Below are 13,554 nucleotides of genomic sequence, written 5' to 3'. Positions count from 1 at the left end.
CCTTACTGTTCATTATTCCAGCTGTGCGGTTGGCGATTTTCTCTTTGCATCTCTTTTTCGAAAAGTTCGTTGAGTTCACGCCGCGCCTCTTTAATACGCGAAATTTGCCCGCTATCGCTATTCTCATTTTCAGGAATGATATCCCTTAACATACGCATATCAAGCCGGCGAAAATGCTGTTTTGCACGATAAGCTTTATGAGGATGCATACCTGTACTAATCAGTGCCTTACTTCCCATTTCTAATGCGCTTGAGAAGGTTTCACGGCTAAAATCCGTCACGCCACTATGCAGTAATTCGTGAGCCTCTAAACGCCCTTTTGCACGGGCAATAATATGCAAGTTCGGGAAGTTTTCTTGGCAAATACGCACAATTTCCATCACTTCTTCAGGAACGTTGCTGGTGATCACAATGGCTTTGGCTTTATCCGCTCCCGCTGAGCGTAGAAGTTGTAGTTCTCGCGCATCCCCATAATAAACGGTGTAACCGTAGCGGCGCATGGTACTAATCGCGGTAACATCTTGTTCAAGCACCGTAATATTCACTTTGTTCGCCATCAATAGACGACCAACCACCTGCCCCATTCGTCCAAATCCCACTAAAATCACGTGAGGATTGGTGTCTTCCACAAACGGTTTTTCGGTAGAGGTTGGCTGCTGATTATAACGGCGGTTGAGATACGCATCTATCAGCTGCATCACAAGTGGCGTTGTCATCATCGATAACGTCACCACCACCAACAATAAATCCATTTGCCTTTCATCAATCACGCTAGCTCCGAATGCCGTGGCATAAATCACAAAGGCGAACTCACCACCTTGGCTAAGCACCCCTGAGAATTGCGCTCGGGCGCCTGTACGTAAACGTGCCACAAATCCCAGCACATATAAGACAAGCGCTTTCACAGCGACCAGCACCAAAACTGCCAATAAAACTTGAGGGAGATAAGCCCACAAGACTTGTAAATTTAATGACATACCGACGGAAATGAAAAACAGCCCCAGCAGCAAACCTTTAAACGGCTCGATATTGATTTCAAGTTCATGACGAAATTCCGTCTCAGCGAGCATCACCCCAGCCATAAACGTCCCCAAGGCCATTGAAAAGCCAAGGCTTTCCATTATCAATGCGGAACCCAGTACGACTAACAACGCCGCTGCGGTAAAAATTTCATGCACGCCCGATTTCGCTGCAAGCCTAAATAATGGACGTAGTAAATAACGTCCGACAATCCATAACCCTGCAAACGCCACCACTTTCAATCCAATTTTGTACCAATCGCTGCTTCCCGTATCACCTGCCAACAGCGGAATCAGCGCCATAATCGGGATCACAGCCATATCTTGGAACAGTAAAACAGAAAAGCCAAGCTGCCCACTTTCTTGGTTGGACATCCCTTTTTCATTCATTAATTGCAGCGCCATTGCCGTGGAGGACATCGCCATTCCCAGCCCACCAACGACCGCTGCCTGCCAAGAAAACTGAGCAAGAATCAGGATCCCAGCCATCAAAGCGGCAGTCACAACCACTTGAATGGTGCCGACACCAAAAATCGATCGGCGCAGCTCCCACAATTTCGAGGGCTTCAGTTCCAACCCAATTAAAAACATTAAGAAGACAACACCCAGTTCCGAGAAATGCAGGATGTCATCCACATTGCGAATAAAGCCCAATACAAATGGACCAATCGCAATCCCCGCTAATAAATAGCCTAACACCGCTCCCAAACGGATTTTTTGGGCAATCGGCACCATCACCACACCGGCGCATAAAAATATGATCACCGATTCAAATAGATTTAATTCATCCATTTGAAATGTCTCCCGTATTGAGGGGTTGTCTCATCCATTGCTTATACTCTTCAACCATTTGCTGTAACTGTTGTGGGCTCTGTCGGCGGGCAGAATAGATAATGTTCGGTTCCATCCAGTGCATATCACACATCAATGAGGTCAACTCAAATGGACGAAGGATTTCAGATAATGGATAACGATTATAGCCACCATATTGGTAAGCTTCTTCTGGCTCTCCAGTAGTAATAATCGAGCGCCAATATTTGCCTTTCAATTTTTGGTATCCTTGGTCTGTGGCAAATCGGCGAGTCAGAACTTGGTCAAACCACTCTTTTAATAGCGCGGGACAACTATAAGTATACAGCGGGTGCTGAAATACGATGACATCATGCTGGCAAAGCAGCTTTTGTTCTGCGGTGACATCAATAAAATAATCGGGATATGTTGCGTATAAATCGTGGATAGTGACATTGTCAAAACCGCGCACTGCATTTAACAACAGACGATTAGCAACAGATTCATGGGGGTCTGGGTGAGCATAGACCACGAGCACTTTTGGCGTATTTGACATCTTTCCCTCCTCAAAGGCGTGTCAGGCGGATAATTTTCCGTTACCATGCAGCCTGCTAAATGTACTTTAAGCTTAATATATTTCAGTAATAACTTTATTATTCGAATATATCTAACTCAATAATTTAACATATTTTCAATAGACGGTTTCTATGATTGTTTTCTCTTCATTACAAATTCGCCGAGGTGTACGTGTTCTGCTGGACAATGCAACTGCGACTATCAATCCGGGGCAAAAAGTCGGGTTAGTGGGTAAAAACGGCTGCGGAAAATCCACATTGCTGGCACTGTTAAAGGGTGAATTGCAAGCGGAAGCAGGATCAGCAACCTTTCCAAGCAATTGGTCTATGGCATGGGTGAACCAAGAAACCCCAGCCCTTGATGTACCTTGTATTGAGTATGTGATTGATGGCGATCGTGAATTTCGTGCCTTAGAACATAAACTCCAACAGGCGAACGAAAAAAATGACGGTCACGCTATCGCCGTTATTCATGGGCAATTAGATGCCATTGATGCGTGGACAATTCAATCCCGTGCAGCGAGTTTGCTACATGGTCTTGGCTTTAGCCAAGCACAGCTACAGTCTCCGGTAAAATCATTCTCCGGTGGGTGGCGTATGCGCCTGAACCTTGCACAAGCCTTACTGTGCCGCTCCGATTTATTACTTCTCGATGAACCGACGAACCACTTAGATTTAGATGCGGTGATTTGGCTGGAAAAATGGCTTAAGAGCTATTCTGGCACCTTAATTTTGATTTCCCATGATAGGGACTTCCTCGACCCAATCATCGACAAAGTGCTGCATATCGAACAAGAAACCATGTTCGAATACACAGGCAACTACTCTTCATTCGAACGCCAACGTGCCACTAAGCTGGCGCAGCAACAAGCCTTGTATGAAAGCCAACAAGCTAAAGCCGCCCACTTACAAAGCTATATTGACCGCTTTAGAGTGCAGGCCACCAAAGCTAAACAGGCACAAAGCCGAATTAAAATGCTTGAACGTATGGAGATGGTCGCCCCTGCGCACGTGGATAACCCATTCCATTTTTCATTCCGTCAACCGGAAAGCCTGCCTAATCCATTATTAAAAATGGAAAAAGTCAGTGCAGGTTACGGCGAAAAAGTGGTATTAGAATCCATAAAATTAAATTTAGTTCCGGGTTCTCGCATTGGGTTACTCGGCCGTAACGGTGCCGGTAAATCCACATTAATCAAAATGCTAGCAGGCGACTTGCCACCATTACACGGTGAAATCTCACTCGCTAAAGGGATCAAACTGGGGTATTTCGCCCAGCATCAATTAGAATATTTGCATGCGGATGAGTCCCCATTACAGCATCTTGCTCGCCTTGCGCCAGAGCAAACCGAGCAGCAATTACGTGATTACCTTGGCGGCTTTGGTTTTAAAGGTGACCAAGTGACGGATCCTAGCGGACGTTTCTCCGGTGGAGAAAAAGCCCGCTTAGTATTAGCTCTAATTGTCTGGCAGCGCCCTAACTTACTGTTACTCGATGAGCCAACCAACCACTTAGATTTGGATATGCGCCAAGCACTGACCGAAGCGTTAATGGCTTTCGAAGGCGCATTGGTTGTGGTTTCCCATGATAGGCACTTACTGCGCACCACCACCGATGAGCTGTATCTGGTTCATGGCGGAAAAGTCGAGCAATTTGATGGCGATCTTGAGGATTACCAACAATGGTTAGCCGAGCAGAACAAAATGGAGCTACAGCAAGCTCGTGATCTGCTTGATAAAGAAAAACCAGCCAGCACATCAACCGTGACGGCGCAAGATAGAAAAGACCAAAAACGCCGCGAAGCCGAATTCCGTCAGCTGACCCAACCTATCCGTAAAAAAATCACGGAGTTGGAAAAGAAAATGGAAAAACACTCTGCATCATTAGCTGAGTTAGAGGCGAAGTTATCCGATGCTGCCATTTATGAGCAAGATAAAAAAGCGGAGCTAACTGACTGTTTGAAAAAGCAAACTGAGCATAAATCAGCCCTTGAAGACGTTGAAATGGAATGGATGGATCTGCAAGAGCAGTTAGAAACTATGACCAATGAGTTTGAAGCTGGCTAATTCGTAATAGCCTTTCAATAATAACCCTTTATTAAAATCAAATTAATAAGGGGTTATTTCAATAAACAACCAAAAAAGATAATCATAATTGGATTTCTTGCATTTGAAAATTTAATTACACATAAAAATCTTATTTAAGGTTTCTTTAAAACATAATCCGAAGCGTTGACGTATTATTAATAGAATTAAATATTAACATATCGTTAACCTGAAGCAGTTATAGCCACATAATCAAAGTGTAACACAAGAAATAACACTTATTCTTCAATGAATTAAAATCACCATAAAACGCACTAATTGCCATCTATTTTGTCGCTTAAATATCCCCATTATAATGAAGCCAATTCTACAAACTAAAAATAAAAACCTATAAAGATAAGGCATTAGCACTTATCAAGATTCTATGGTTGGTGCAGCATGATTTATATCATTACGATGCTCTATGGCAGAGACACAGCAAAAAAATATTTCTGGTTTATTCTGGCACTCACATTATTTGGTGTACTGATTGGTGCCTGCTTTTTTCTATTACCTTTTTTTGCTGATCCCCATGAGTTTATGATCTTCCTCTGTATTCCAATTTTATTGGAAGCCATTCGCTCGTTTGTCTGCGCAATGTATTGCCAAGGTGCTACCCGAGGACTGAGGATCAGTCGCGGATTAGTGCTACTTTTAATGGTCTACATTGTCTTGTTTTCTAAAATACATGCGTGGGAAACCGTTCTCTCTGGATTTATTACTGGCTTATATCTCATGGTCAGTGCTATCTGGAAAATGTCCAATAGCGTGGTTTTGAAATTTAAACGCTGGAAGTTGATGCTCACTGTCTCCATTATTGAATTCTCATTAGGTTTATGGAATTTCATTCCTTGGTCTTTTGACTATTCATCTCGCCAAGTTTATTGGGATGTCGGCACGCTGATTATGATCTTCTCCCTCGACTCATTCTTTGTTTACTACTTTGTTGTGAGCAGCCAAATTCCCAATGCCAATCATATGGTATTTACGCGCAATAATGACGCTTCAAATAGAGAGCGCGGCACATTACATGTATGGACAACGACTGGGCAACTTCCACTATTTTTTAAAATTATCCAACGCTATATTGTTTCCCGTAATTCATTGGGCGTGATTAGTACAGGGCATGTTGCTTTTGAACTGGATGAAATTTATATCAGCCACTATCCAGAAAAAGATATCGACCGCGATACCGCGCAATTCTTGCAGATATTAAAATCCACCGAAGAAAACAATGACACAGGCGTTTTTCAAATCAGTTATCTTGATGAAATGAAAATTGCGCCACCATCAAACTTCAAATTAACCATTGAAGGGATCAGCAAAGAAAAGCTAGACGCATTCTGGCAAGAATACAGTAAAGACACGACCTACAATTTAACTAGTCGTAATTGTTCAACCGTCGTTTCTTTGGCGCTGATAAAAAGTACCGAGGGATATTTTACTGAGAAAAAAGGCGGTTTCATGCTACTGCTTAAATTGCTCTTTAGCCCTGAGCTTTGGGTTATGTCCCAACTCAGAAAACATGCAAGTATTATGACGTGGACACCGGGCATTGTTTTAGATTATTCCCGCGCCATGTCCGTTTTATTAAAAATGTAGCGTGCAGATGAGCAATCTATTACCTCAGAATGAGTGGAGAACGGAGTATCGCTATAAATCCCATATGGATTTTAATAACGAAACTTCAGACATCTCCATCCATAATTTTCGCTCTTTTCAGTTTGCCGACAAAAATGAATATACTTGGGATACTAAGCATTACAATCTGTCTAACTTGCAAAGTGTAGATTTAGTACAATCCCACTGGTCTGGCAAAATGATCGCCCATGTTTTTCTGAGCTTCGGTTTTTCCAATGGGGATTATGTCTCTTTTTCTATCGAGACAAGGCGAAAAGCACATCAACAATTTTCAGTTTGGAAGGGATTTTTCTATAACTACGATATTATCTATGTAGTTGCTGATGAGCAGGATTTAATTGGTACTCGCGTTAATTTACGCAATGAGCAAGTCTATATTTATCCCTTAAATTTAGATAAGCCACTTATTACAGAACTGTTTCTCAATTATATGAGCAAACTTAATCAGCTCAAAGAGACCAACGAAAAATACCATTCCATGTGGAATAACTGCACAACCAGCATTTATAAAATCGCCAAAAAAACCTACCCTGATTTTAAATTTAACTGGAAACTGTTAGTCAGTGGCTACGCTTCACAATATTGCCATCAATTAGGCTTTATTGAAGATAAAGATTATTTTAACAAACAACAAATCCCATTAATCCAATTGGTCGATAACCAATTTTCTCAAATAATACGCCGATAATAATGAAAAAAACCTGCCAAACGCTATAAAAAATAGCGAAGGCAGCGTTGAAATGTATGGCAAAAACAGGCTAAATCAATTTGGCTAGGCAGTACAAGAATAAAAAATATTAGACGCATTTCATGCAATTGTTATAGGGTGTCGTTTCACACCTTCACGCACATAACATGGTATTCGCCATCAATTTTTTCCGTGCCTTCCGTTTCATGTTCAAAACCCGGGAACTCACTATCCCATGCTTGTAAACTACGCAAATAGCCAATATGCGGGCTGTTAGTTTCTCCAAAGCTTTCGCCGGATAACAACATTGGGATCCCCGGTGGATAAGGAATAATCGAGTTCGCTGCAATACGCCCAGCCAGCTTATCTAACGGCACAGCTTCAACGCGATTCGCAACAATCTGTTGATAGGCATCACGTGGGCTCATCATGACATTGGGTAACTCTGAATAGGCTTGATTTAGCTGACTTCCCGGATTATTACGCTGCAAATAAGCAAACATCTTATCCCCCAAGTCCCTCAGCCCCATCTCACCATAAATTTCAGGCGCCACTTCCACCACTTCAGGTAACACTTTTTTCAGTTGAGTGTTGGTATCATAGTGGCGTTTAAAGGAGAGCAATGCATTGACTAATGTGCCCCATTTTCCTTTGGTGATCCCCATAGAAAACAGGAACATAATTTGGAAATCGGTAGTGCGGGTCGGCACAATACCATAGTGATTTAGCCATGCGGTGACGAGCGCCGCAGGAACACCGGAATCAAGTAGCTTGCCATCGTCCCCCATTCCTGGTGCCAAAATACTCACTTTGATAGGGTCTAACATCGCCCAATCTGCAGGAATATTTTTGAAACCATGCCACGTATCTTCAGGGTTCATTACCCAGCAGCTTTGCTCTTTCATCAACAATTCAACAGGGGCAAACTCAAAATCATAACGCTCACCAGTTGCAGGATCCTTCACCGTTTCCTGATTCCACGGTTTGAAAAACCACTCACCATCATTTTGGAACTCTTTGTACAGATAGCCGAGTGATTGACGAAAGTCGATGGCTTCGCGGATCACTTCATCGGTTAATGAGCGCCCACTATTTCCATCCATCATATCTGCCGCAATATCGTTCGATGCGCAAATGGCATACAACGGCGATGTGGTTGCATGCATGTGATAGGCTTGATTAAAGCGATTAAAATCAATGGCATTACGTCCATTACGAACATGAATGAACGAAGCTTGCGACAGCGCATTCAATAATTTGTGCGTTGAGTGAGTAGCGAAAATGGTAGGGTCATCGTCTTTGCGCTCTTCATCACGCATCGCAAAATGGTCACGATAAATCGGATTGAATCGCGCGTAGCCATACCATGCCTCATCGAAATGAATTCTATCGAGGGATTTATCCAATAAATTTTGCACTTTGCGCGCGTTGTAGCAAACACCATCATAAGTACAGTTTGTGACCACGCTATACGCCGGTTTTTTACCGATTTTATCGGCAGTAAATGGATTATCAGCAATCTTTTTCTGAATGGCTTCAGGAGACATTTCTGTGGGGTAAATCGGTCCAATAATTCCATAACGGTTACGACTCGGGACCATATAAACAGGCTTTGCTCCCGTTAAAATCAAGCCTTGTTCGATGGATTTATGGCAGTTTCGGTCAATGACCACCACATCGTCATCCGTCATGCAAGCTTGCATAATGGTACGGTTCGAGCCCGAAGTCCCGACCACTACAGAATAGGATTGATCTGCACCAAAAATCCGTGCTGCGTTTTTCTCACACTCGCCAAATGCCCCAGTGTGATCGAGCAATGAACCAACGGCAACTCGCTCGATGCCGATATCTGTGCGGAATAAATTTTCGCCAAAAAAATCGTGATAAATACGCCCTGCTGGCGTTTTAGTGAAACCCACTCCGCCTTGATGTCCCGGTGCTGCCCATGAGTGTTCGTGTACATCACTGTATTTAATCAAACTTTTCATTAATGGTGGGAGCAATTGCGCACGGTAACGGATGATAGCAGCAAGAACACGTCCGGCAATAAAGTCCGCGGAGTCCTCTAAAATCCATGCAAATTCATCCACTTGCTCCATCATTTTTCTATCAAATGCCACTAAGGCTTCTTCACGATCACTCAACAGAAAAACGGGCACATCTTCTTGGCGACGATGTAGTTGGGTGATCAGCCGGTGAGCTTGAGCCTGTTCTTCCTTATCGGACATATCTCGTCCGTAAAGTAAGCAGTCAATGCTGGTGTTTGAGCGAAGATAGGCGAGACCGTCTTCAAAATCACGGATAATGACCGTTTCGACGTGTTCGTCATTCAGTTCGCTTGCCAGCCGCGCAACCGCATGGCTTATCACAGAATCTTCGTCTGTAAGCTCGGTATAAACGATCAATGCCCTCATGGACTCTCCCTCAATGAATTATTTTAAGCTAAATAATGCCTCCTTTAGTCTTAACGCAGATAAGATTATTTTGCAAAGTTATCGAGACATTAATAGCTATTCGTCAAGTTTATTAATCATCACTTTGGCATTCATCACCAATGCTTTCGCTTTATCTTCCCGTTTTTGTAACAACGCCATAAACAGCAAATCGGTAAGGGTATTTTGTGCCGTTCTTGACGAAATTGATGAGCTCCGCCATTCGTTCTCTTCCGCCACACTTTCCAACATATAGTCTGACATTTGAGCGAGGGGTGAATCTTTGGAGCGCGTGATAGCGATAACACAAGCACCATTTTGATGCCCAATATTCGCGGCAGTGAGCATATCTTTACGCTTTCCAGAGAAGGAAATAACAATTTGCACATCTTTCGGCGTCAAGGTTAAGGCGGCAGCAATTTGAACGTGATGATCCGGCTCCACGAGAGTGGTAATACCGATTTTCTGAAGTTTATAGCTTAAATCTTTCGCAGTGAGCCCAGAGCCACCAATCCCAACAATCTGCACACGTTGCGCACTGTCTATACGTTCAATAATTTTTTCAAACTGTTTAAAATCAAGGCGTTTCGTTGTTTCTGTGATGGAATAATTTTTCTCTAATGCCAGCTTCTGCGCGACCACCATCAAGCTATCCGTTTGAGTAATACGGTTATGCAACGCACTGTGAGGCTCCCCCAACTCTTGCTGTTGGCGGCCAATAATTTCACTCAACGCCAATTTCAGCGCGGGATACCCCTTTACACCTAATTTTTGACTAAACTTCACAATAGCGGATTGACTGATCCCCAACTGCTCCGCTAACTGCGAAGACGACAGTTTCAGCACATTTTCCGGACTTTCTAAGATAAATTGTGCAATTTTGCGTTGATTTTCCGCTAATCGCGGCAAGAGGTACGTGATGGTATCGAGTAGTGTCATAGTAACCCTCAAAAAGATAAAGCCTCATCAACAGAATAAATTTACAAATAAATTATTCCTTCAATAAAAACTCAATGCTTGTCATTTAATCATTTAAATTCAAATAAATATTATTTTATCGAGCAATAAGCGACCAAATTTATTCGCTTATATTGGCAACAGAGAATAGATAGTACCGTGATAACCATCACATCAAAGGAATAAATAATTCCATAGCATACCCCCATGATACGTTTAAGGAGTTATTACTATGTCGATTGATTTAAGCAAGATGGTCACGGAAAGCCGTAACGAAGCCAGTACCCACATTGACCAATTATCTACCATTGAAATGCTTCAAGTAATCAACAATGAAGATAAAAAAGTCCCTTTGGCTGTCGAAAAAACCTTACCGCAAATTGCAGAATTGGTCGATAAAGTTGCGGCAGCTTTCCAGCAAGGTGGTCGTCTGATTTATTCCGGTGCAGGTACTTCGGGACGTTTAGGGATCCTCGATGCCAGTGAGTGTCCACCGACCTATGGAACCCCTCATGAACAAGTTATTGGGCTGATTGCTGGTGGTCACCAAGCCATCTTCCGTGCAGTTGAAAATGCGGAAGATAAACCCGAGTTAGGAGAGCAAGACTTAAAGAATATCGATTTTAATCAAAAAGATATTCTAGTTGGCATCGCCGCTAGTGGTCGCACGCCTTATGTTCTGGGAGCCATGAAATATGCTCGCTCCTTAGGTGCAACCGTTGCCTCAATTAGCTGCAACCCTGATAGCCCTGTTTCCCAAGCTGCTGACATTGCCATCACCCCGATTGTGGGTGCTGAAGTTGTCACTGGCTCTTCGCGCATGAAAGCGGGAACCGCACAAAAACTGATTTTAAATATGATCACCACAGGGGCGATGATCCGCATCGGTAAAGTCTTTGGCAATTTAATGGTAGATGTGGAGGCAACTAACGCCAAGCTCATTGAACGCCAGACTAAGATTGTGATGGAAGCAACTGAATGTGACCGCCAAAGCGCAGAATCTGCATTACAACAATGTGATAGACACTGTAAGACAGCGATTTTGATGATTTTATCTGGCTTAAATGCCGATGAAGCTCGTCAATTGCTCGCTAAAAATCATGGCTTTATTCGCACTGCCCTCAACATCGCAAAATCCGTCTAATCAGCGGATCTCTATGAGAGAAACAGTATGGCTAAAATAACAAATGAAATGATACAGCAGATCCTGCAACACGTGGGGGGCGGTCGTAATATCAAGCAGTGCGGTAACTGCATGACGCGTTTACGGCTCACCTTACATGATGATCAGTTTATCGATAAAACCGAAATCAAAAAAATCCCCGGCGTACTGGGCGTGATTGAAAGTGACGACCAGCTGCAAATTGTTTTGGGTCCAGGAAAAGCCCAAACAGCCGCGGATTTAATGAAGCAAATGTTAGAAAATGGCGAAGCGGATGAAGCTCATGACGCTAACGCGACCCAAGATCTGAAAGAGATTGCTTCTGCCAATAAACAGCAGATGAAAAAGAAACAAACCAGCGCCGTTCACCGCTTTCTATCTAAATTTGCGACTATTTTTACGCCATTAATTCCGGGCTTTATTGGCGCAGGTCTATTAATGGGCTTGGCGTCATTGCTCACATTATTATCGGCGAACCAAAACTTATTTCCTGCGGATTCAACCCAACTTGCCCATCTCAAAAGCTTAATTGCGTATATGAGTGTATTCGGTAAAGGGTTATTCACCTTTATGGGATTGTTGATTGGTTATAATGCCCAAAAAGCGTTTGGAGGAAGCGGTGTTAACGGTGCCATTATCGCTGCGCTGTTTATTTTAGGTTACGACCCGGCGGCCACTAAAGGCTTCTATTCCGGCATGACAGACTTCTTTGGTTGGTATATCGACCCGAGAGGCAACATTATCGGGATCCTAATTGCCTGTATTTTTGGTGCTTGGGTTGAAAAACAAGTACGCAAAATTATTCCAGCCAGCTTGGATATTATTCTAACCTCAACGATTACGCTGTTAATCGTCGGTGCTGCGACCTTTGTTTTCATTATGCCTATCGGTGTGTGGTTATTCGAAGGAATGTCTTGGCTATTCATGCATTTAAACGGAAACCCTATCGGCACAGCCGTCTTAGCGGGTCTGTTCTTAATTGCGGTAATGTTCGGTGTCCACCAAGGCTTTATTCCGGTGTATGTCGCGTTAGTTGAAGCTCAAGGGTTTAACTCGTTATTCCCAATCTTAGCGATGGCGGGTGCGGGTCAAGTAGGCGCCGCATTAGCGCTGTACGTGAAAGCCAAAAAAGGCTCTGTTACCCGTAGTCAAATTGGTGGTGCCCTATTCCCCGGCTTCTTAGGCATTGGTGAACCATTAATTTACGGGGTGACGTTACCGCGCGTGAAACCGTTTGTCACCGCTTGTTTAGGGGGCGCTGCTGGTGGTTTCTTTATCGGAGCGGTCGCGTGGATGGGTTTACCTGTTGGGTTAAATACTGTATTCGGTCCTTCAGGGCTAATCGCTATTCCGTTGATGACGTCAGATCAAGGCGTGCTTCCTGCAATGGCAGTGTATGCAGGCGGTGTCTTAGTCTCTTATCTATGCGGGTTTATTTTCACTTATCTATTTGGCAGTAAAAATGTCGATTTGGACTAGAGAATAGTGTGGATTGAAAAGCAAAAAGGCACCTAACGTGCCTTTTTTCTCGTAGAAAAACTTACTCCAGCCAAATTAACGGTACACACGCTGCGGTCAGTATCCCCATCACTAGGTTAAAAATAAACCATGCGCGGCGGCTACGTAAGAAAACTCCGATCAAGGAACCAAAGCCCATCCAAATCAAGCCCGCGACGAAATTCACAATCACAAACGCGATGCTCATCACGATAATAGACTGAGTAAATAACTCGCCTGGAAGACTAAAACTCCCTACTGCGCCTAGCCCCATCATCCATGCTTTCGGGTTTAAGAACTGCAACAGTCCGCCTTGAAACCAAGTAACGCTTTTAGAGGCTTTGCTGTCTGTTTTGAGTGGCTCGTAACTGGCAGTGGCTGTTTTCCACGCTAGCCATAATAAATAAACGCTACCAATGATTTTCAGCACAATATGAATTGCAGGATATAATAGTAATAGCGCGGCAACACCGAAGGCAGACAAATATAAAATTGACTGCATGCCCAGCATTATTCCTAATAATAATCCGATACTGCGACGAAAACCGTAGTTAGCTGCACAAGAGGTCAACAACATGTTGTTAGGGCCGGGTGTGACTGCTGCAATGAATAAAAACGTAAAAAGCGAAAAAATTAGCCCCAGAGTCATTTACACTATGTTCCTCAACCTAAATTTGTTTCTAGATTTGTTTACTTGCATCACAGAAAA

10 protein-coding genes are annotated in these 13,554 nt (G+C 43.3%); 5 read left to right on the top strand and 5 right to left on the bottom strand.

The window, feature by feature from the left end; genetic code table 11:
- Nucleotides 1-2: 2 nt before the first annotated feature.
- Together kefB and kefG are read right to left on the bottom strand one after the other, a co-directional pair.
- Nucleotides 3-1,811 carry a glutathione-regulated potassium-efflux system protein KefB gene (gene kefB / locus M5X66_RS01665; protein WP_036948714.1) on the bottom strand — a complete coding sequence of 603 codons (1,809 nt, stop codon included), beginning with the start codon at nt 1,809-1,811 and terminating at the stop codon, nt 3-5.
- The gene (kefG, locus tag M5X66_RS01660; protein WP_108478763.1) at nt 1,804-2,364 is read right to left on the bottom strand and encodes a glutathione-regulated potassium-efflux system ancillary protein KefG; all 561 of its coding nucleotides are present in this window, start codon (nt 2,362-2,364) and stop codon (nt 1,804-1,806) included. The genes kefB and kefG overlap by 8 nt, the downstream gene beginning before the upstream one ends.
- A 151-nt stretch (nt 2,365-2,515) precedes the next feature.
- On the opposite strand from kefG, the gene M5X66_RS01655 reads away from it, so the two are divergent.
- The 3 genes from M5X66_RS01655 to M5X66_RS01645 all read left to right on the top strand — a co-directional run bounded on the left by M5X66_RS01655 (nt 2,516) and on the right by M5X66_RS01645 (nt 6,797).
- Entirely contained in the window at nt 2,516-4,450 is a 1,935-nt protein-coding gene (locus tag M5X66_RS01655) for an ABC transporter ATP-binding protein (RefSeq protein WP_108478762.1), read from the top strand.
- A gap of 417 nt (nt 4,451-4,867) precedes the next feature.
- Nucleotides 4,868-6,070 (top strand): peptidase, encoded by a 1,203-nt coding sequence (locus M5X66_RS01650; RefSeq protein WP_108478761.1) that lies wholly within the window; start codon nt 4,868-4,870, stop codon nt 6,068-6,070.
- Nucleotides 6,071-6,077: 7 nt separating this feature from the next.
- On the top strand, nt 6,078-6,797 hold the full coding sequence (locus M5X66_RS01645; RefSeq protein WP_036948703.1) for an Lnb N-terminal periplasmic domain-containing protein: 720 nt from the start codon (nt 6,078-6,080) through the stop codon (nt 6,795-6,797).
- Nucleotides 6,798-6,943: 146 nt separating this feature from the next.
- On the opposite strand, the gene adiA is transcribed toward M5X66_RS01645, so the two are convergent.
- Both adiA and M5X66_RS01635 read right to left on the bottom strand, forming a co-directional pair.
- Complete coding sequence (adiA, locus tag M5X66_RS01640) at nt 6,944-9,211, bottom strand: arginine decarboxylase (protein ID WP_270103827.1); 2,268 nt, start codon at nt 9,209-9,211, stop codon at nt 6,944-6,946.
- Between the two features lie 96 nt (nt 9,212-9,307).
- Nucleotides 9,308-10,168 (bottom strand): MurR/RpiR family transcriptional regulator, encoded by an 861-nt coding sequence (locus M5X66_RS01635; protein WP_154599893.1) that lies wholly within the window; start codon nt 10,166-10,168, stop codon nt 9,308-9,310.
- Between the two features lie 250 nt (nt 10,169-10,418).
- Between M5X66_RS01635 and murQ the strand changes: the two genes are divergently transcribed.
- Nucleotides 10,419-11,330 carry an N-acetylmuramic acid 6-phosphate etherase gene (gene murQ / locus M5X66_RS01630; protein ID WP_036948695.1) on the top strand — a complete coding sequence of 304 codons (912 nt, stop codon included), beginning with the start codon at nt 10,419-10,421 and terminating at the stop codon, nt 11,328-11,330.
- A 27-nt stretch (nt 11,331-11,357) separates the two neighbouring features.
- Nucleotides 11,358-12,827: a PTS N-acetylmuramic acid transporter subunit IIBC gene (murP, locus tag M5X66_RS01625; protein ID WP_154609887.1), complete on the top strand. Its 1,470-nt coding sequence runs from the start codon at nt 11,358-11,360 to the stop codon at nt 12,825-12,827.
- A gap of 61 nt (nt 12,828-12,888) precedes the next feature.
- On the opposite strand, the gene M5X66_RS01620 is transcribed toward murP, so the two are convergent.
- Entirely contained in the window at nt 12,889-13,494 is a 606-nt protein-coding gene (locus M5X66_RS01620) for a LysE family translocator (protein ID WP_108478756.1), read from the bottom strand.
- Nucleotides 13,495-13,554: the final 60 nt, after the last annotated feature.

The sequence above is a fragment of the Providencia sp. PROV188 genome (assembly GCF_027595165.1).
GTDB classification, from domain to species: domain Bacteria; phylum Pseudomonadota; class Gammaproteobacteria; order Enterobacterales; family Enterobacteriaceae; genus Providencia; species Providencia lanzhouensis.
Note: the sequence above shows the minus strand (reverse complement) of the source record. Positions and strands in the feature narration are given on the sequence as shown.

Bases quoted from the DNA above. Each gene is read 5' to 3' on its own strand.
- adiA (WP_270103827.1), bottom strand. From the start codon at position 9,211: ATGAGGGCATTGATCGTTTATACCGAGCTTACAGACGAAGATTCTGTG.
- M5X66_RS01635 (WP_154599893.1), bottom strand. From the start codon at position 10,168: ATGACACTACTCGATACCATCACGTACCTCTTGCCGCGATTAGCGGAA.
- kefB (WP_036948714.1), bottom strand. From the start codon at position 1,811: ATGGATGAATTAAATCTATTTGAATCGGTGATCATATTTTTATGCGCC.
- M5X66_RS01655 (WP_108478762.1), top strand. From the start codon at position 2,516: ATGATTGTTTTCTCTTCATTACAAATTCGCCGAGGTGTACGTGTTCTG.
- murP (WP_154609887.1), top strand. From the start codon at position 11,358: ATGGCTAAAATAACAAATGAAATGATACAGCAGATCCTGCAACACGTG.
- M5X66_RS01620 (WP_108478756.1), bottom strand. From the start codon at position 13,494: ATGACTCTGGGGCTAATTTTTTCGCTTTTTACGTTTTTATTCATTGCA.
- murQ (WP_036948695.1), top strand. From the start codon at position 10,419: ATGTCGATTGATTTAAGCAAGATGGTCACGGAAAGCCGTAACGAAGCC.
- M5X66_RS01645 (WP_036948703.1), top strand. From the start codon at position 6,078: ATGAGCAATCTATTACCTCAGAATGAGTGGAGAACGGAGTATCGCTAT.
- M5X66_RS01650 (WP_108478761.1), top strand. From the start codon at position 4,868: ATGATTTATATCATTACGATGCTCTATGGCAGAGACACAGCAAAAAAA.
- kefG (WP_108478763.1), bottom strand. From the start codon at position 2,364: ATGTCAAATACGCCAAAAGTGCTCGTGGTCTATGCTCACCCAGACCCC.